The organism is Rhodococcus sp. P4_F3_2, from assembly GCF_056401335.1.
Genome location: NZ_JBFUJN010000028.1, coordinates 15,660 through 32,766 on the forward strand (window position 1 = coordinate 15,660; position 17,107 = coordinate 32,766).

The 17,107-nt window shown below is 62.0% G+C and carries 16 protein-coding genes and 6 tRNA genes; 14 read left to right on the plus strand and 8 right to left on the minus strand.

Annotated features, from left to right (window positions below; genetic code table 11):
• Positions 1 to 10: 10 nt before the first annotated feature.
• Both AC1DWA_RS25235 and AC1DWA_RS25240 read right to left on the minus strand, forming a co-directional pair.
• Positions 11 to 544: a GNAT family N-acetyltransferase gene (locus tag AC1DWA_RS25235; RefSeq protein WP_003942603.1), complete on the minus strand. Its 534-nt coding sequence runs from the start codon at positions 542 to 544 to the stop codon at positions 11 to 13.
• Between the two features lie 67 nt (positions 545 to 611).
• Positions 612 to 1,808, minus strand: a complete 1,197-nt coding sequence (locus tag AC1DWA_RS25240; protein ID WP_019748279.1) for an MFS transporter — start codon at positions 1,806 to 1,808, stop codon at positions 612 to 614.
• A gap of 116 nt (positions 1,809 to 1,924) precedes the next feature.
• Here AC1DWA_RS25240 and AC1DWA_RS25245 point away from each other — a divergent pair, with 116 nt between their 5' ends.
• Complete coding sequence (locus AC1DWA_RS25245; RefSeq protein WP_477917169.1) at positions 1,925 to 3,310, plus strand: GH1 family beta-glucosidase; 1,386 nt, start codon at positions 1,925 to 1,927, stop codon at positions 3,308 to 3,310.
• Between the two features lie 174 nt (positions 3,311 to 3,484).
• The gene (locus tag AC1DWA_RS25250; RefSeq protein ID WP_477846765.1) at positions 3,485 to 3,982 is read left to right on the plus strand and encodes an alpha-isopropylmalate synthase regulatory domain-containing protein; all 498 of its coding nucleotides are present in this window, start codon (positions 3,485 to 3,487) and stop codon (positions 3,980 to 3,982) included.
• A 146-nt stretch (positions 3,983 to 4,128) separates the two neighbouring features.
• On the opposite strand, the gene AC1DWA_RS25255 is transcribed toward AC1DWA_RS25250, so the two are convergent.
• From AC1DWA_RS25255 to AC1DWA_RS25275, 5 genes are all read right to left on the minus strand, one after another.
• Positions 4,129 to 4,203: transfer RNA gene (locus AC1DWA_RS25255), tRNA-Val, on the minus strand.
• 16 nt (positions 4,204 to 4,219) lie between these two features.
• Positions 4,220 to 4,295 (minus strand) — tRNA-Gly (locus AC1DWA_RS25260).
• 92 nt (positions 4,296 to 4,387) lie between these two features.
• A tRNA-Val gene (locus AC1DWA_RS25265) sits at positions 4,388 to 4,462 on the minus strand.
• Position 4,463: 1 nt separating this feature from the next.
• Positions 4,464 to 4,534, minus strand: a tRNA-Cys gene (locus AC1DWA_RS25270).
• A gap of 25 nt (positions 4,535 to 4,559) precedes the next feature.
• Positions 4,560 to 4,632: transfer RNA gene (locus AC1DWA_RS25275), tRNA-Gly, on the minus strand.
• 293 nt (positions 4,633 to 4,925) lie between these two features.
• On the opposite strand from AC1DWA_RS25275, the gene AC1DWA_RS25280 reads away from it, so the two are divergent.
• The 9 genes from AC1DWA_RS25280 to pdxS all read left to right on the plus strand — a co-directional run bounded on the left by AC1DWA_RS25280 (position 4,926) and on the right by pdxS (position 13,341).
• A tRNA-Val gene (locus AC1DWA_RS25280) sits at positions 4,926 to 4,997 on the plus strand.
• Between the two features lie 251 nt (positions 4,998 to 5,248).
• Entirely contained in the window at positions 5,249 to 5,701 is a 453-nt protein-coding gene (locus AC1DWA_RS25285; RefSeq protein WP_477846764.1) for a TIGR02611 family protein, read from the plus strand.
• A 133-nt stretch (positions 5,702 to 5,834) separates the two neighbouring features.
• Entirely contained in the window at positions 5,835 to 7,892 is a 2,058-nt protein-coding gene (thrS, locus tag AC1DWA_RS25290) for a threonine--tRNA ligase (RefSeq protein ID WP_477917171.1), read from the plus strand.
• Positions 7,889 to 8,443, plus strand: coding sequence for an ATP adenylyltransferase (locus AC1DWA_RS25295; protein ID WP_019748284.1), 555 nt, complete (start codon positions 7,889 to 7,891; stop codon positions 8,441 to 8,443). Before thrS ends, AC1DWA_RS25295 begins: the two co-directional genes overlap by 4 nt.
• Positions 8,444 to 8,524: 81 nt before the next feature.
• Positions 8,525 to 9,220, plus strand: a complete 696-nt coding sequence (gene pgsA, locus AC1DWA_RS25300) for a phosphatidylinositol phosphate synthase (protein WP_020907628.1) — start codon at positions 8,525 to 8,527, stop codon at positions 9,218 to 9,220.
• Positions 9,217 to 10,119, plus strand: coding sequence for a phosphatidylinositol mannoside acyltransferase (locus tag AC1DWA_RS25305; RefSeq protein WP_019748286.1), 903 nt, complete (start codon positions 9,217 to 9,219; stop codon positions 10,117 to 10,119). The genes pgsA and AC1DWA_RS25305 overlap by 4 nt, the downstream gene beginning before the upstream one ends.
• Positions 10,116 to 11,243, plus strand: a complete 1,128-nt coding sequence (locus AC1DWA_RS25310) for a glycosyltransferase family 4 protein (RefSeq protein ID WP_003943332.1) — start codon at positions 10,116 to 10,118, stop codon at positions 11,241 to 11,243. Before AC1DWA_RS25305 ends, AC1DWA_RS25310 begins: the two co-directional genes overlap by 4 nt.
• Complete coding sequence (locus AC1DWA_RS25315) at positions 11,240 to 12,262, plus strand: NUDIX hydrolase (protein WP_042951805.1); 1,023 nt, start codon at positions 11,240 to 11,242, stop codon at positions 12,260 to 12,262. Before AC1DWA_RS25310 ends, AC1DWA_RS25315 begins: the two co-directional genes overlap by 4 nt.
• A 170-nt stretch (positions 12,263 to 12,432) precedes the next feature.
• Positions 12,433 to 13,341, plus strand: a complete 909-nt coding sequence (gene pdxS / locus AC1DWA_RS25320) for a pyridoxal 5'-phosphate synthase lyase subunit PdxS (protein WP_003943338.1) — start codon at positions 12,433 to 12,435, stop codon at positions 13,339 to 13,341.
• Positions 13,342 to 13,439: 98 nt separating this feature from the next.
• Here pdxS and AC1DWA_RS25325 read toward each other — a convergent pair whose 3' ends face one another.
• Positions 13,440 to 13,916, minus strand: coding sequence for a RidA family protein (locus AC1DWA_RS25325; protein WP_020969521.1), 477 nt, complete (start codon positions 13,914 to 13,916; stop codon positions 13,440 to 13,442).
• Positions 13,917 to 14,078: 162 nt separating this feature from the next.
• Between AC1DWA_RS25325 and AC1DWA_RS25330 the strand changes: the two genes are divergently transcribed.
• From AC1DWA_RS25330 to AC1DWA_RS25340, 3 genes are all read left to right on the plus strand, one after another.
• The gene (locus AC1DWA_RS25330) at positions 14,079 to 14,501 is read left to right on the plus strand and encodes an NUDIX domain-containing protein (RefSeq protein ID WP_021332940.1); all 423 of its coding nucleotides are present in this window, start codon (positions 14,079 to 14,081) and stop codon (positions 14,499 to 14,501) included.
• Positions 14,502 to 14,629: 128 nt separating this feature from the next.
• Entirely contained in the window at positions 14,630 to 16,138 is a 1,509-nt protein-coding gene (locus AC1DWA_RS25335; protein WP_477846763.1) for an HNH endonuclease signature motif containing protein, read from the plus strand.
• Positions 16,139 to 16,252: 114 nt separating this feature from the next.
• The gene (locus tag AC1DWA_RS25340) at positions 16,253 to 17,074 is read left to right on the plus strand and encodes an acyl-CoA thioesterase (protein WP_092765557.1); all 822 of its coding nucleotides are present in this window, start codon (positions 16,253 to 16,255) and stop codon (positions 17,072 to 17,074) included.
• The last annotated feature ends 33 nt before the right edge of the window (positions 17,075 to 17,107 follow it).

Consider the following 17,107-nt stretch of genomic DNA (forward strand, 5'->3'; position numbering starts at 1 on the left):
AGCAGGCCTGTCAGCTGACGGGGCGCTCCATCACGAAATCGTGGTGGAGTTGTGCCCCCACGAGAAAAGTCTTCGTGCCGACCTGGGTGAAGCCGTGTTTGGCGTAGAACTTCTGGGCGCGCAGATTTTCCTGATTGACACCCAGCCAGATCCCGGCACTTCCGCTGCGTCGTGCATGGTCGACAACCGCGTCCATCAGGGATGCTGCCGCGCCGGTTCCGTGGTTTCCCGGAAGCACGTACAACTTGCTCAGTTCCGTCGTCGGGCGAAGTGTCACAGCAGCTTTGACGTCCGGATCGGCGGGCTCGTCGTCGACGAGCATCGCGTAGCCGACGATCGAGCCGTCGCGAATGACCTTGAGAACGGTTCGTGTCGGGTCCGTCAGATACTCGGAGAACTTGTCGACCGAGAGAACGTTGTCGATGAAGGCACTGATGTCGTCGTCGGATGCGTCCGGCGGACAAGCCAGCGGAAACGTCACCGCTGCCACGTCGGCGATTGCTTCGGAATCCCAGATTCCGGCCCGGTCAACGGTGATCGTCACGTCAGTTTCTACCTCTCGCGCACATGATTCGGTTGATCAAGTACACCACCTTCGTCGAGCGTGATGCTCACGCGGCGTTCTCGGCGACCGGCGTCGTGGCTCGTTTCGGTGCGAACGCGGGAGCAAGAACTATCAAGATCGCGCAGAACGCCAGCGGAATCAGGAACCCGATTCGAAGGTCACTGAAGGCAGCGACCGCGCCGACGATGCCGCCGCCGACCACCGTGCCGACGTAGTTGAAGAGGTTGATGCGTGCGATCACCGCGTCGACCTGATCCGGGGGAGCCATCCGTCCGGCGGCGCTGAAGCAGATCGGGGCGATCACCGGTACGCCGAGGCCGACGATCAGGAAGCCGGCGATGGCAACGGCGGGAGATTGCGCGAGGACAACGATCGTCATGCCGACCACGCCGATGAGAGAGCCGATCCGCACGACGGTGGTCTCACCGAACTTGCCGACCCAGTAGTCGCCGGTCAGTCGTGCGACCAGTGCCGCGATTTGGTACGCCGCCACGGAAAGGGCGGCCGTCCCGGCGTCGGCGAGCAGTTCGTCCTTGACGTACAGCGTCGACCAGTTTCCGACGCTGAAGTCGACCGCATAGAACAATGCCATCGCGACGCCGAGGAGGACGAACGCGCGGGTGGGTACGGTGAATTTCGCGGTGCTCGTGATGTTTGCATCGGCAACCGGAGACTCGGAGCGATCGAGCAGTTGCGGGCCGAAGGCCAGAAGCATCAGTCCGACAACAACTCCCGCGATCACCTGCGTTATGCGGATCGAGATGTCGAGGCTTGCGGTAGCAGAGATGAACAGAGCGCCGACAATCGCTCCGACGCTCCAGGAAGCATGGAACGAGGAGAGGATGAAGCGGCCCTTGGCGTGTTGGATCGAGACTGCCTGCATGTTGGCGGCCGCGTCGACCATGCCGAGTCCGATGCCGTAGATCGCCAGGAAGACGAAGAACATCGCCGCGTTGGGCGCAATTCCGGTTGCCCCGCCGAAGACTGCGATGACGGCGAGTCCGGTTCGCAGAGTCATCTTGCTCGACGTTCTCACGGCCAGAATCTCGGCGAGCACGCTGCCGAGCCCGGCGATGACGGACACGGTGACAACCGCAACCACAACCAGTGTCTCGCTCAGCTCGAACAAGTCCTTGTACTGCGGCAGCTGCGTCAGAATGGCGGCGAGCAGAAATCCTTGAAGTCCGAAGGCCACCGAAGTGGCGATCCGAGCCCTCGTCAGGGTGCGGGTGTTATCCGTCATCAAGCAGGGCCTTTGTCTCGTTCGTTCGGTTAGGCCGAACGGTACTGGATCTTGATACTGGTCGAGTGTCCAACAAAGCTGCGTGTTTTGCACGTTTCTTTGATTAACTGACCGACATGACTCGGCAGCCGACACCAGAATTTCCGTCTTCCTTCGTCTGGGGARCCGCCACCGCGGCCTACCAAATCGAAGGAGCTGTGGCCGAAGACGGTCGCGGACCGTCGATTTGGGACGAGTTCTGTGACCGCCCCGGTGTAGTCGTCGGGGGCGACACCGGAGCGGTTGCTGCCGATCATTATCACCGCTGGGAATCGGATATCGAGTTGATGAAAGACCTCGGGCTCGACGCTTATCGGCTGTCCCTGTCGTGGTCGCGAATTCTGCCCACCGGATCGGGGGCTGTGAATGCGAAAGGGCTCGACTTCTACGACCGCCTGATCGATCGACTGTGTTCGGTGGGAATTACTCCTGCCGTCACTCTCTTTCACTGGGATCTGCCCCTCGCACTGCAAGAGCAGGGCGGCTGGATGAACCGAGACACCTCGTACCGGCTGGGGGAGTACGCCCAGGTCGTCGGCGAACGGTTGTCCGATCGCGTCGGAATGTGGATGCCGCTCAACGAACCGGTAGTGCACACGCTCTACGGTCATGCCCTGGGAGTTCATGCCCCCGGCCTGGCCTTGGGGTTCGAGGCTTTCCAAGCCGCACATCACCAGCTGCTCGGGCACGGCCTCGCTGTCGAAGCGCTTCGGGCAACCGGATGCACGAACATCGGAATCGCCTCGAACCATGCACCGGTGCGGGCCGCTTCCGATTCCCCGGAAGACGTGATGGCTGCCGACATCTACGACCACGTCGTCAATTGGATGTTCGCCGACCCGGTATTGGTCGGAAAGTACCCCGCCGACGAATTCGCCCAGCTGCTCAGCGGTCCCGTCGACGAGGACTTGAAAATCATCGGGGCGCCGCTCGACTGGTACGGGATCAACTACTACGAGCCGACGATGATTGCCGCTCCGGTGGAAGGCCAGGGGACCGAAGGTGTGCTCGAGGTCGACCTACCGCCGGGCCTGCCCTTTGCGCCTGTCGCGATTACCGGTTATCCCACAACCGATTTCGGATGGCCGATCGTTCCCGAAGGGCTGGGTGAGATCCTGCGGACGTTCCGAGCTCGGTTCGGTGACGCACTGCCGCCGATCTACATCACGGAAAGCGGATGTTCATTCCACGACGCACCGGATGCCGCAGGCGTCGTCGAGGACGAAGCGCGAATCGACTACCACGATGCGCACCTTCGCGCCCTCCGATCGGCAATGGACGACGGTGTCGACGTCCGTGGCTATTTTGTGTGGTCACTCCTCGACAACTTCGAGTGGGCAGCCGGCTACCAGGAACGATTCGGCCTGGTCCACGTCGATTTCGATACCCAGAAGCGCACACCGAAGACCTCGTTCGAGTGGTATCGCGCCCTGATCGCCGGGCACAAATCGGCTCAGGTCTGACCTGTGCGGAGGCGGTCCGGGTTGCATTCTCGAACCGGGCCGCCTAGCCTCGTCTCTCATGAAGCGAATTCTCGTAGTAAGCCGCCGTAGCGGGGTCTGAATCGGACCGACCCCTCGCTGCGGGTCGTCTTGCTACCAGTTGGTCCTCCACTTCATTCCAGGAAGACCACGATCATGACTTACAACTTCGCCTTCGCTTCTGATTCTGCCTTCGCTTCTGATTCTTCTTCTACCGCTGCTGATCCTTTCGCGACGCGTCACGGAAAATCTCTGCCAGCCGGCCTGCGCACCGAATGCTCAGCGATGTCTTGGACCGAGTTCGAGTCCACGTATGCGGCTATGAGCGGCCCGATCCGTTTGGGCGCGTGGTCCTCCGAGAAGATTGCGCCGGGTCGTTGGACTTTCGAAGCGACTCTCGGTCTGGGGGAGCGCATCCAGAAGGCTTCCGCCACCTCGACTGGCGCGATCTCGGCCATGACGTCGATGCTGCACGACGCGGGAATCTCGCTCGAGATCCTGTCTTTCCATCAGCACCAGATCGGCCACCGCACGGCGACGTTCATCTTCACCGAGTGCGACGGCCGTCGGAGCTGGGCGATGGGGATTGCGGAGTCGTCGACTGAGTCCTCGCTGCGCGCGATGACTTCGGCAGCGAACCGCTTCTCTCACTGATCAGTTACAACAATCTGATCAGCTACATCAACCGCAGTACTGACGTGGATTCCCGAGAGGGCTTGCGTCTGTACTGCGGTTGATGTGTTCGGCGCTCGAACGCAAAAAGCCGGAACCCTGAGGTTCCGGCTTCTTGCAATTTCAAATGGTGCGCGATACTGGGATTGAACCAGTGACCTCTTCCGTGTCAGGGAAGCGCTCTCCCGCTGAGCTAATCGCGCGGGTTCTGGAGAAAAATGGAGCGGACGACGGGATTCGAACCCGCGACCCCAACCTTGGCAAGGTTGTGCGCTACCAGCTGCGCCACGTCCGCATGAGCAATGAACTCCGTTACCGGAACTCAGTACTTTTCTAACTTATCAGACCTGCAAGCAGGTCTTGACCATCAGGCCCGAGGGCCTGACGTGGTGCGCGATACTGGGATTGAACCAGTGACCTCTTCCGTGTCAGGGAAGCGCTCTCCCGCTGAGCTAATCGCGCGAGGTGGAGACGGGAATCGAACCCGTGTGCACGGCTTTGCAGGCCGTTGCCTCACCACTCGGCCACTCCACCGTAAAAGGTTGAGTCACACCTCTCGAGCGGACGACGGGATTCGAACCCGCGACCCCAACCTTGGCAAGGTTGTGCGCTACCAGCTGCGCCACGTCCGCATCGCACCGTGTTGCTTGGGGAGCTGCTCGCTCTCCTCGGTGCGTTGGAAACATTAGCCGACCGTGTCGGATACACACAAATCACCAGCTCAGTGGCGTGTTCGGAGTCGAATCGGCCCGTCGCGCGCGTTGCAACTGTCCGTCTTGGCGATGAATACGGTCTGAAATCAGCTCGAATTCGGAGATTTCGGGGTCGCCTGGGGCAAAACGAATGCCAACCTGGTGATTCGTATTCATCGCGCAGCCGTGTTAATGTTCCAACTCGTTCGAGCGCATGCGTTCGGATGACTTACGGTCCCGTGGCTCAGTGGGAGAGCGTCCGCTTCACACGCGGAAGGTCGCTGGTTCGATCCCAGCCGGGACCACAGAAAAACACTGAAGGCGTTCCCGATCATCGGGGACGCCTTCAGTCGTTTGAGAGCACAGTCGTTTGAGAGCACAGTCGTTTGAGAGCACAGTCGTTTGAGAGCACAGTCGTTTGAGAGCATAGCTGTTTGAGAGCACAGCTGTTCGAGGGCACGGTTGTTTCGGCATGCAGACCGTCGTCGCAGGTCGCCGGCCAATGATTTCGGTAGCCTGGTCGAAGAGACATTTCGCGACCGAAAAGGTGACCGACTTGAGTACCGAAAAGGTCGATTCTCCCGTCGACAATTCAGACCTGTCCGTCTTCCAAGACGCAGAGTCCCGCTGGGAGCGGTGGCGCGCTGGAATCGCCGCGCGGCCCACCCTCAATCTTGCGTACCGCATCGGTGTGGGAGTCGTGGGCACGATCGTGTTCGCAGCAGGCATCGTGGCTATTCCGTACCCCGGGCCCGGCTGGCTCATCGTCTTCGCCGGCCTCGGCATACTGGCGTCGGAGTTCGCGTGGGCACATCGACTCCTTCATTTCGCGAAGGCTCGATACGACAGGTTCATGGAATGGTTCGGCAAGCAGTCGCTGTTCGTCAAGGGGTTGGGCGTTCTGTTCACCACAGTGATCGTCCTGGCGACTTTGTGGGTGCTCGGCACCTTCGGCCTGATCGGGACATGGGTGGGCCTGGACTACTCGTGGCTCGAGTCGCCACTGTGAGCTGAACGCGGCCCGGTTTCCTTCACTCGGTTGTCTCACCATGTCGGTAGGGCCGATAACATGATCGTGCGCGTGCTCGCAGTGGGTACGACGCCTGTCGAACTTGTCGCAATACCTTTAGGAGCACATCGCCGTGACCAGTCCCGCGCCAGAGCACTCAGCCGCCCCACTTCGGGTGCCCGCGGGGACGACCGCCGGGACTGCAGTGCGCGAAGCCGGATACCCCACGAAGGGGCCCGACGTGATCGTCGTTGTCCGCGATGGCGAGGGAACGCTCAAGGATCTGTCGTGKACACCTGAGGTCGATGTCGACGTCGAGCCGGTGGCAGCATCCACCGAGGACGGCCGCAGCGTCATCCGGCACTCCGCGGCTCACGTCCTCGCGCAGGCGGTCCAGAAGGAATTCCCCGACGCGAAGCTCGGCATCGGTCCGCCGATCAAGGACGGCTTCTACTACGACTTCGCGGTGGACCGCCCGTTCACTCCGGAGGATCTGGCCAAGCTCGAAAAGCGTATGAAGCAGATCATCAAGGGATCGCAGCGTTTCTCGCGTCGAGTGGTCGATTCGATCGAGGACGCTCGGGTCGAGTTGGCCGACGAGCCCTTCAAGCTCGAACTGATCGACGACAAGTCCGGTATCGACGATCCCGAGATCATGGAGGTGGGTGGCAACGAGCTGACCATCTACGACAATCTCGATCCTCGTACCGGCGACAAGATCTGGTCCGATCTGTGCCGCGGCCCGCATATTCCGACCACGAAGCACATTCCGGCCTTCAAGTTGACCCGAAGCTCCGCCGCCTACTGGCGTGGCAACCAGGACAACGCCGATCTTCAGCGTGTCTACGGCACCGCGTGGGAGTCCACCGAGGCTCAGGACGAGTACCTCGAACTGCTCGCCGAGGCCGAGCGTCGTGATCACCGCAAGCTCGGTACCGAACTGGACCTCTTCAGCTTCCCCGACGAGCTCGGTTCGGGCCTGCCGGTGTTCCACCCCAAGGGCGGCATCATCCGCACCGAGATGGAGAACTACTCGCGCAGCCGCCACATCGAGGCGGGCTACGAGTTCGTCAACACTCCGCACATCACCAAGGGACATCTGTACGAGGTTTCCGGTCACCTCGACTGGTACCGCGACGGAATGTTCCCGGCGATGCACGTCGACGAGGAACTGAACGAGGACGGCACCGTGCGCAAGCCGGGCCAGGACTACTACCTCAAGCCGATGAACTGCCCGATGCACAACCTGATCTTCCGTGCTCGCGGACGCTCGTACCGTGAATTGCCGTTGCGGCTCTTCGAATTCGGCTCGGTCTACCGCTACGAGAAGTCCGGCGTCATCCACGGCCTGACCCGCGTGCGCGGCATGACCCAGGACGACGCTCACATCTACTGCACCCGTGAGCAGATGCGCGACGAGCTGACCACCACCCTGCAGTTCGTTCTGAACCTGCTCAAGGACTACGGCCTCGACGACTTCTACCTCGAACTGTCCACCAAGAACCCGGACAAGTTCGTCGGTAGCGACGACGTCTGGGAAGAGGCGACCGCAACGCTTGCCGAGGTCGGCGAAGCTTCCGGCCTGACTCTGGTGCCGGATCCGGGTGGAGCCGCGTTCTACGGTCCCAAGATCTCCGTTCAGGTCAAGGACGCACTCGGCCGCACCTGGCAGATGTCGACCATCCAGCTCGACTTCAACCTGCCCGAGCGGTTCGAACTCGAGTACACCGGCAACGACGGCGTCAAGACTCGTCCGGTCATGATCCACCGCGCGCTGTTCGGCTCGATCGAGCGGTTCTTCGGTGTCCTGACCGAGCACTACGCGGGCGCGTTCCCGGCGTGGCTGGCGCCGGTGCAGGTCGTCGGAATCCCGGTGGCCGAGGCCTTCGCCGATCACCTGTTCGACGTCACGAAGAAGCTCAAGGCAGCCGGTGTTCGCGCCGAGGTCGATTTCAGTGATGACCGGATGCAGAAGAAGATCCGTAACCACACCACGCAAAAGGTCCCGTTCATGCTCCTCGCGGGCGAGCGTGACGTGGAAGCCGGCGCGGTCAGCTTCCGTTTCCGTGACGGCACCCAGATCAACGGAATTCCCGTCGACGACGCCGTCCGGATCATCACCGAGTGGATCGGTCGCCGCGAGAATGCCTCGCCGACAGCCGAACTGGTGCAGCCAAGCGTGGCGCAGTGAGCGCCCCCGGTGACGATGGTCCGGGTTCGCTGATCGACCACGGCGTCGGCGATCCTGATCATTTGCAGCGTATTTGGTCGCCACATCGGATGTCGTACATCACCGAGGCGCCCAACACCCCGGGTACGACGGGTGAACCGTTCATCGACATTCCGAAAATGTCGGACGAGGAAGGGTTGATCGTCGCCCGCGGTGAACACGTCTACGCGGTCTTGAACCTGTACCCGTACAACCCGGGTCACCTGATGGTGGTGCCGTACCGCAAGGTCGCGGCCCTCGAAGACCTCACGCCGGAGGAGAGCGCCGAGTTGATGGCGTTCACCCAGCGTGCGTTGCGGGTGATCAAGAGCGTGTCGAATCCGCACGGATTCAACGTCGGTCTGAATCTCGGTGCTGCCGCGGGCGGTTCGCTGTCCGAGCACCTTCACCAACACGTAGTCCCACGTTGGGGCGGCGACGCCAACTTCATCACCGTGCTCGGTGGGGTCAAGGTGATGCCGCAATTGCTGCGGGAGACCAGGGGACTACTCGCCGGTGCCTGGCAACAATAGGTTGATGGATCCGGCTTCATGGCAGGATGCATTGCTGCAACGAGTTCCGAACCGGAACTCACGACGGGGAGGGTTCCTGCGGTGTTGAGCTTCTTCGGGCGCGCATCGGTGTCCAAGGTGACGGCACCTATGGGGAAGGCGCTGGTCAAGACCGGTCTGACGCCGGACTCGGTGACGGTGATCGGCACGGTGGCAAGCGTCGCCGGTGCGGTGACGCTGTTTCCGTCCGGACATCTGTTCTGGGGAACCTTGTTCATCTGGTTCTTCGTCATGTTCGACATGCTCGACGGCGCAATGGCTCGTGCTCGCGGCGGCGGAACGCGGTACGGGGCGGTACTGGACGCGACCTGCGACCGCGTGGCCGACGGCGCGATTTTTGCCGGCCTGGCCTGGTGGGCGGTCTACCACGAGAACAGCAAGTGGCTGCTCGTCGCGACGCTCATCTGCCTCGTCACCTCGCAGGTCATCTCGTACGCGAAGGCGCGCGCAGAGGCGAGCGGGCTGACTGCGGACGGCGGGTGGATCGAGCGCCCGGACCGACTGATCATCGTGTTGGTCGGATCTGGCCTGACAGGTATGGGTCTACCGTGGGCGATTCACATCGCGATGTGGGTACTTGCCGCCGGAAGTATCGTGACGGTCTTCCAACGAGTGCTCGCGGTGCGCAATTCGCCTGGCGCCCGGGAACTTCTGCCGATCGCCCCGGCGGCATCGACGGTCGAAGGCGCGGCGGGCACCGAGGGCGATCCCAAGCCTGAAGGTGAGGCAGAGCAGTGAGTTTTTCCGAGCGCGCAACCGATCTGGGATATGCCGCGGGTTGGCGGCTGGTGAGAAGCCTGCCGGAATCGGTGGCGGTCAAGCTGTTCGACGCCGGAGCGGATTTCGCGGTACGCAAGGGCGGACCCGAACAACTCAGGAAGAACCTCGCGAGAGTTCTGGGCACGACGCCGGCGGAAGTTCCGGATCAGTTGATCAAGGATTCAATGCGCTCGTACGCCCGGTACTGGCGTGAGGCGTTCCGTCTTCCGTCGATGGACCTGGTCGCGACAGGTAAAGCGCTGCATGCGCTGGTCGAGGGCCAGGAACATCTGGAAAAAGCAATGGCGGCAGGTCATGGCGCGGTATTGGCGCTGCCCCACAGCGGTAATTGGGACATGGCCGGCGTGTGGTGTGTTCAGCAATGGGGTGGGTTGACCTCCGTTGCCGAGCGGCTCAAGCCCGAATCCCTGTACGAACGGTTTGTCGAATACCGCGAGAGTCTCGGTTTCGAGATCTTCCCGCTAAGCGGCGGGGAGCATCCACCGTTCGTCGAACTCTCCAAGCATCTGCGTGAGAACAAGATCGTGTGCCTGTTGGGGGAGCGCGATCTGGCGAAGAAGGGTGTGCCCGTCACCTTCTTCGGCGAACCTACTCGCATGCCCGCCGGCCCGGCGAAGCTCGCGATCGACACCGGCGCGCCGCTACTTCCGGTCCACTGCTGGTTCACTCCCGACGGTTGGGGTTTCAAGATCGACCCGCCGATCGACGTATCCGGCGGAGTCGGCCCGGCCACGCAGGCGCTTGCCGACCGTTTCGCGGTCAACATCGCAGCGCACCCCGCTGACTGGCACATGCTTCAGCCGCTGTGGCGCTCCGACCTCTCCGAATCGCGGCTCGCCCGCATGGAGGGTGAATGAAAATCGGCATGATCTGCCCGTACTCCTTCGACGTCCCCGGCGGCGTGCAGGCGCACGTGGTGGATCTGGCCGAGGTGCTGATCGAACGTGGTCACAAAGTGAGTGTGCTTGCGCCGTCGTCCGATGACGACGAGTTGCCGGATTTTGTGGTTTCCGCAGGTAAAGCCGTCGCGATTCCCTACAACGGTTCTGTTGCGCGGTTGTCTTTCGGCCCGACGGCGAACAACCGCCTCCGCAAGTTCATCGCGGAAGGTGACTTCGACGTTCTACATATCCACGAACCCAATGCGCCGAGTCTGTCCATGCTCGCGTTGCGTATCGCGGAAGGCCCTATCGTCGCCACCTTCCACACGTCGACCACGAAGTCGTTGGTGCTGAGCACTTTTCAGGGTGTCTTGGCTCCGTATCTCGAGAAGATCAGTGGCCGGATCGCAGTCTCGGAGTTGGCGCGTCGTTGGCAGGTCGAGTCCCTCGGATCCGATGCGGTCGAAATTCCCAACGGCGTCGATGTCGCAGCGTTTGCCGAGGCCGATCTGTTGCCCGGCTACCCGCGCGAAGGTGGAACCATTCTGTTCCTCGGTCGCTACGACGAACCGCGCAAGGGGATGGCCGTCCTCCTCGGCGCACTGCCGGAGTTGGTCGAGCGTCACCCGGATCTCGAAGTGATCGTGGTCGGACGCGGCGACGAGGAGAAACTCCGCAAAGAGGCGGGCAAGTACTTCAAGCATCTCCGCCTGCTCGGGCAGGTCAGCGATGAGGAGAAAGCGTCGGCGCTTCGCAGTGCGGACGTCTACTGTGCGCCCAATCTCGGCGGTGAGAGCTTCGGGATCGTGCTGGTCGAGGCCATGGCGGCTGGCACTGCCGTCGTGGCCAGTGAGTTGGACGCTTTCCGCCGTGTTCTTCGCGACGGTCAGGCCGGCTTGCTGGTCCCCATCGGGAACTCCGATGCCTTGGCCGAGGCAATCGATTCCGTTCTCGGTGACCCGGATCGACGACGCGCGCTGGTCAACACCGCGACAAGTGTTGTTGCCGAATACGACTGGCCGGTGGTGGCCGAACAGATCCTGCGTGTCTACGAGACCGTCACGGTTGGCGGCACCGGCGTACGCGTGGTGGGTTCATGACCTTCTCCGCTCTGACGATCTTCATTCTCGGGCTCGTCGCTGCCGTCGTCCTGGTCGTCGGACTGTGGGCGTACGGGACGGCGAACCGACTCGATCGACTGCATGTGCGTTCGGATCAGTCGTGGTTGGCGCTCGATGCGGCTCTGTCCCGTCGTGCCGCGGTTGTCCGCGCGGCGGCTGTGGACATGAGCGCCGACGACGCCCGCAGATTCGTCACCTTGGCGGACGCCGCCGAACGGGCGGATCGTCAGGATCGCGAGCTTGCCGAGAACCGGCTGTCCAATGCTCTCGCTGCCTACGGCACGACCTCGCTGCGACCTCAACTGGTGGCCGAGTTGGCCGATGCCGAGGCGCGCGTGCTGATCGCCCGGCGGTTCCACAACGACGCGGTGCGAGACACTCTCGCGTTGCGTACCCGACGACTTGTTCGATGGCTACATCTCGGCGGAACGGCGCCACTGCCTCAATACTTCGAGATCTCTGAGCGCACGACCGCGGCGGCGGTGCCCGAGGGAATCACCGTGGATACGTCACGGACCTCTGCCCGCGTGGTGATGCTGGACGAGGAAGATCGGGTGCTGCTGTTGCGCGGGCACGATCCCAAGATCCCGAACACTTACTTCTGGTTCACCGTCGGCGGCGGGCTCGAACGCGGCGAACATCTGCGAGCGGCCGCGGTTCGTGAGATCGAGGAGGAAACGGGGTTCAAGGTAGCGCCGGAGAATCTGCGAGGTCCGCTTTGGCGTCGGGTGGCGATCTTCCCGTTCGACGGTGAGCTGATCCGTTCGGAAGAGCTGTTCTTCGCTACGCGCACTCACGGCTTCGAGCCGGTCTTCCAAGGCCACACGGAATTGGAACAGCGTGCCATCACCGGCCATCGCTGGTGCAGCGCCGACGAGATCCGCCGACTGGCCAAGTCCGGTGAGCCCGTCTACCCGTTGGATCTGGCAAACCTCCTGGTGGAGGCCGCGACGATTGCGGACGGTTCCGAGGATCCGGAAGTGCGTTCCATCCGCTGATCGTTCGGTCGTTCAGTGCTCGCGGCCGTTTAAGGCCAGCAATGGCAAATTGGATACGGAATCGAAGGCCGGTTCGTCCTAGAGTTCTGGCCAGAGGCCTCCGAGCGTATGAACTCGTGTGTTCGCCGTGCCTTGTTTCTTTCGTCACGCCACTACTGCAGGAGTTTGCTGTGAGCACCCCCGACTCTGCCCCCACCACCGCCATCGGCACCGCCCGCGTCAAGCGCGGCATGGCTGAAATGCTCAAGGGCGGTGTGATCATGGACGTGGTCACCGCTGAGCAGGCCAAGATCGCCGAAGACGCCGGCGCCGTCGCCGTCATGGCACTCGAGCGGGTCCCCGCAGACATTCGCGCACAGGGCGGCGTCTCGCGCATGAGTGACCCGGACATGATCGACAGCATCATCTCCACCGTCAGCATCCCCGTCATGGCGAAGGCACGCATCGGTCACTTCGTCGAAGCTCAGATCCTGCAGAGCCTCGGCGTCGACTACATCGACGAGTCCGAGGTCCTGACCCCGGCCGACTACGCCAACCACATCGACAAGTGGAAGTTCACCGCTCCCTTCGTCTGTGGCGCCACCAACCTCGGTGAAGCGCTCCGTCGCATCAACGAAGGCGCGGCCATGATCCGCTCGAAGGGTGAAGCCGGCACCGGAGACGTCTCCAACGCCACCACTCACATGCGCACCATCCGCGGCGAGATCCGCCGGTTGACCTCGCTGAGCGAGGACGAACTGTACGTAGCCGCCAAGGAACTGCAGGCCCCCTACGAACTGGTCGTCGAGGTCGCCAAGGCCGGCAAGCTGCCTGTCACCATGTTCACCGCCGGCGGCATCGCCACCCCGGCAGACGCTGCGATGATGATGCAACTCGGCGCCGAGGGCGTCTTCGTCGGATCGGGCATCTTCAAGTCCGGCAACCCGAAGCAGCGCGCTGAGGCCATCGTCAAGGCCACCACGTTCTACGACGACCCGGACGTGCTCGCCAAGGTCTCGCGCGGACTCGGCGAGGCAATGGTCGGCATCAACGTCGACGACCTGCCCGTCGGACACCGCCTCGCAGAGCGCGGTTGGTGACAGCAGGTTCGACGACCGGGCTCAGTGCCTGAAAGTCTTCACACAAGAAGGGCGGCGGTTGCATTGGCAACCGCCGCCCTTCGGGGTGTGGCGGACCGTCAGATGCTGTCCGATACCTCGAACACGAACTCGACCTCGACAGCACTGTTTCGGGGGAGTTCGGCCACGCCGATCGCAGAGCGGGCGTGTTGTCCAGCGGTACCGAAGATCTCGGCCAGCAGGTCGGACGCACCGTTGATCACCTGGGGTTGCTGCGAGAATCCGGATCCCGAAGCAACAAATCCAACGACCTTGACGACCCGAACGATGCGGTCGAGACCGACCAAGGCATCAACGGCCGCGAGTCCGTTGAGAGTGCACAACCGCGCCGCCTGGGCGGCGTCTTCGACGGAGACGCCCTCGCCCAACTTGCCGATGCACGTCGTAGTGCCGTCGACGAGCGGCAATTGCCCCGACGTGTAGACGTATGACCCCGTCTGAACGGCGGGGAGGTATGAGCCTGCGGGGGTGGCAACAGGCGGGAGGGTCAGGTCGAGTGCGGCGAGTCGTGCGGTCCAGGTACTTGCGTCGTTCATCGGTTCCTCAATGGGTTCTTTTGTCCGGGAATGGTGTTCGAGTCTGTCATCGGGAGTCTCGGCAAGTCCAAGTCGTATTTGCGCCCACCCCATCACTTTTGGTGATATTCGCCGTCGTCGGATTCAAAATGATGTTCGAGTTGGACACCTAAACTGTGTCGTATGTCGTCAATTCGTAACATCTCACTGGGGATACCTGTCCGTTCCGGTCACGTACTCATGCTCGACGGCACGGACTCTGTCACAGGGGAGAACTTTCATCGATTGATCGGTGGCGGTATCGAGTTCGGTGAGACGGCCGAGGCAGCGCTGCGACGCGAGTTCGCGGAGGAACTCGGCGTCAGGTTGGGAAGCGTCGAGTTGCTCGAGGTCGTCGAGAACATCTTCGAGTTCGAGGGGCGACCTGGGCATGAGATTGTCCATGTCTTTGCAGTCGACTCAGCTGACATCGATGCGTTTCCGCTCGACGTGCAACTCCGAGTCCTCGACGAAGGTAGTCCAGTCCACTGGGTTTTGAGTGGTGGGTCCGACCGCCCTATCTACCCGGCCGAAGCTGCCCGCATTATCAACGCCCTGGTTCAGTAGGGGAATCCGTTGCCGGAACACGAGTGGCCGCAAAGGTTGCTCCGCAACAATTTTCGGTCAATCGGGATTGTTCGGACTGATTCCTGGAAATCATGGATATCGAACGTATATTCGAATAATGTTGAGGAATGTTCGATGACGGAGTAGGAAGTTCGGGTACCGCAGCGCAGCTGCCTGGTGCCGAATCCGACTGCGCCCTCATCGATCTCATCGCCGATCTGCATGCGCGCGAATCGATGCTCGTGGAACGGAAACTGGCTGCCATTGCCGAGTTTTTCGAGCGTCGCAGCGCTGACCACACCGATAATGGTGCTTGGTCGTCTACCGCTCACGAACTGGCTGAGGCCGAGCTCGGCGCGGCATTGACCATGGGCCGTGCCTCAGCGGGAAAGTTGATCGGTCTCGGCTTTTCTCTCAAGTCTCGGCTCCATCGCACGCGTGCCGCCATGGCGCGCGGAGAACTGGATCTATATCGAGTCGGATTGATCGACTCCGCTACGGCCAACGTCGCCGACGATTTGATCGACGAGGTGGAACGGCAACTCCTCGAAAAGATCTCGGCGCCACCGATGCCTGGCGGTACTGGCTTGACCGGTCGCCGATTGACAGCGGCTATCGACCGGATCGTCGCCGTGGTGGATCCCGAGGGGATGCGCGAACGTCGACGCCGCGCCCTGGCTGATCGGTTCGTGGGTGTGAGCGCTGCCGAGGACGGAATGGCGCGGATATTGGGGAGTATTCCGGCGGAGGAAGCACGGGCTTTCGACCGTCGGTTGCGGGAGTTGGCAATGTCGGTGTGTCGACACGATTCCCGTAAGTACGAGCAACGACGAGCTGACGCATTGGGAGCGTTGGTATCCGGGTCGACGATTCTGCCGTGCGATTGCGGCCGGGACGATTGCCCACAAGATCGAAGCGGGATTGTCGTGGTGCGTCGGCCGTTGGTTCACGTGGTCATGCTGGAATCAACGCTTCAGGGCGGTGACGCACCAGGTGCAGACGAACCCGCTCACCTTGACGGTTATGGAGTGATCAGTGCAGAGCATGCGCGTGACATCGCCGCGGGTGCGCTGATTCGGAAGGTGAAAGTACCAGTCGATGCCGCGCTCGAGTCTTCCGGTGAGGGCGAGCCAGTACCTCCGCCCGTTGTTCCTTCGGCGTCGGTCTACCGCCCAGGCGCTGTCCTCGACACCTGGGTGCGGGTGATCGCAGGAAGCTGCCAGTGGTTGCACTGCGATGTCGCTGCATGGAATTCAGATCTTGATCACACGGAGCCCTTTGATCATCGCGATCCCACTCGTGGTGGAAAGACCGTGGCGTCGAATATGAGTGCGTATTGTCGAAACCATCACCGCCTCAAGCATTCCGGTCAGTGGTTGCACACCTCGAACCCGGACCGGAGTGTCATGCTGACTTCGCCGACCGGACATTGCTACCGAACCAGGCCGTCAGGTCTGCTGGCGGGAATGCTCGAGCCTGTACTGCCCGAGGGTGGTCGGCGTCGGCGCACACGTCTGGAGAACAAGGCCTCTCGTGTGCGGGGTGAACGCCGGCGTCAGCGGATACGGATGCACCGGCGGATGAAGAAGGCACAGAGGAGGACCTTCGACGGCGGAGACGATCCACCGCCATTCTGAGTCGATGCGCCCCGTCGCTCAGTGTTTTCGGATGCCCACTTTGGTGGCCGGGGGTGCGTCAGGCATTGTGTGAAGGTCGGTAGACGTCGGTACACGGGAAGATGTGGAGCATCGATGGCGAGGATCGAAGAAATTCTGGAGTTGGAACGCCTCGAGCGTGACATCTTTCGAGGAATCATCGCGGAGACCACCCTGACCCGCACTTTCGGCGGCCAGGTCGCCGGTCAGGCATTGGTGTCAGCGGTACGCACGGTCGATCCGGCCTATTCAGTTCATTCGTTGCACGGATATTTCCTGCGTCCGGGCAATCCGATGGAGCCGACCGTTTTTCTGGTTGATCGTGTTCGGGACGGTCGATCGTTCGCGACCCGCTTGGTCACCGGAATTCAAGACGGGCAAGCCATTTTCACGATGTCGGCGTCCTTCCACGTCCAAGACGAAGGCATCGAGCACCAGGACGAGATGCCACCGGTCCCTGACCCCGAGACCTTGGCCATCGCCCAGGATTCGGAAGATCCCGAGACTGCGTGGCTGGCTCGCGAGTGGGCCGATTGGGACCTCCGGATGGTGCCGAAGGCCGACATCAACAAACGTCCAGGCGCTGCCGCACAGCAGCAAGTATGGTTCCGTTCCCGCGAGGCTCTCCCGGACGACCCGGTATTTCACGTGTGCACGCTTGCGTACATGAGCGACATGACGCTGCTCGGATCTTCCCGAGGCCCTCACATGGACGTCGCAATGCAAAGCGCCTCGCTCGATCACGCCATGTGGTTCCTGCGGCCGTTCCGGGCCGACGAGTGGCTGTTGTACGACCAGACGTCGCCGTCAGCGGGCTTCGGTCGCGCATTGACGCAGGGACGAATCTTCGACAGCCGAGGAAATATGGTTGCTGCAGTCGTTCAGGAAGGCCTGACCAGGCTGTATCGCCCGAAGTGAGGTCGGCCGCAGTGAGATCAATCGCAGTGAGAC

Coding starts and splice junctions, on each gene's coding strand:
- AC1DWA_RS25325 (WP_020969521.1), bottom strand. CDS start 13,916: ATGAACGACGCAAGTACCTGGACCGCACGACTCGCCGCACTCGACCTG.
- AC1DWA_RS25315 (WP_042951805.1), top strand. CDS start 11,240: ATGACCTTCTCCGCTCTGACGATCTTCATTCTCGGGCTCGTCGCTGCC.
- AC1DWA_RS25335 (WP_477846763.1), top strand. CDS start 14,630: ATGTTCGATGACGGAGTAGGAAGTTCGGGTACCGCAGCGCAGCTGCCT.
- AC1DWA_RS25330 (WP_021332940.1), top strand. CDS start 14,079: ATGTCGTCAATTCGTAACATCTCACTGGGGATACCTGTCCGTTCCGGT.
- AC1DWA_RS25340 (WP_092765557.1), top strand. CDS start 16,253: ATGGCGAGGATCGAAGAAATTCTGGAGTTGGAACGCCTCGAGCGTGAC.
- AC1DWA_RS25310 (WP_003943332.1), top strand. CDS start 10,116: ATGAAAATCGGCATGATCTGCCCGTACTCCTTCGACGTCCCCGGCGGC.
- AC1DWA_RS25250 (WP_477846765.1), top strand. CDS start 3,485: ATGACTTACAACTTCGCCTTCGCTTCTGATTCTGCCTTCGCTTCTGAT.
- AC1DWA_RS25240 (WP_019748279.1), bottom strand. CDS start 1,808: ATGACGGATAACACCCGCACCCTGACGAGGGCTCGGATCGCCACTTCG.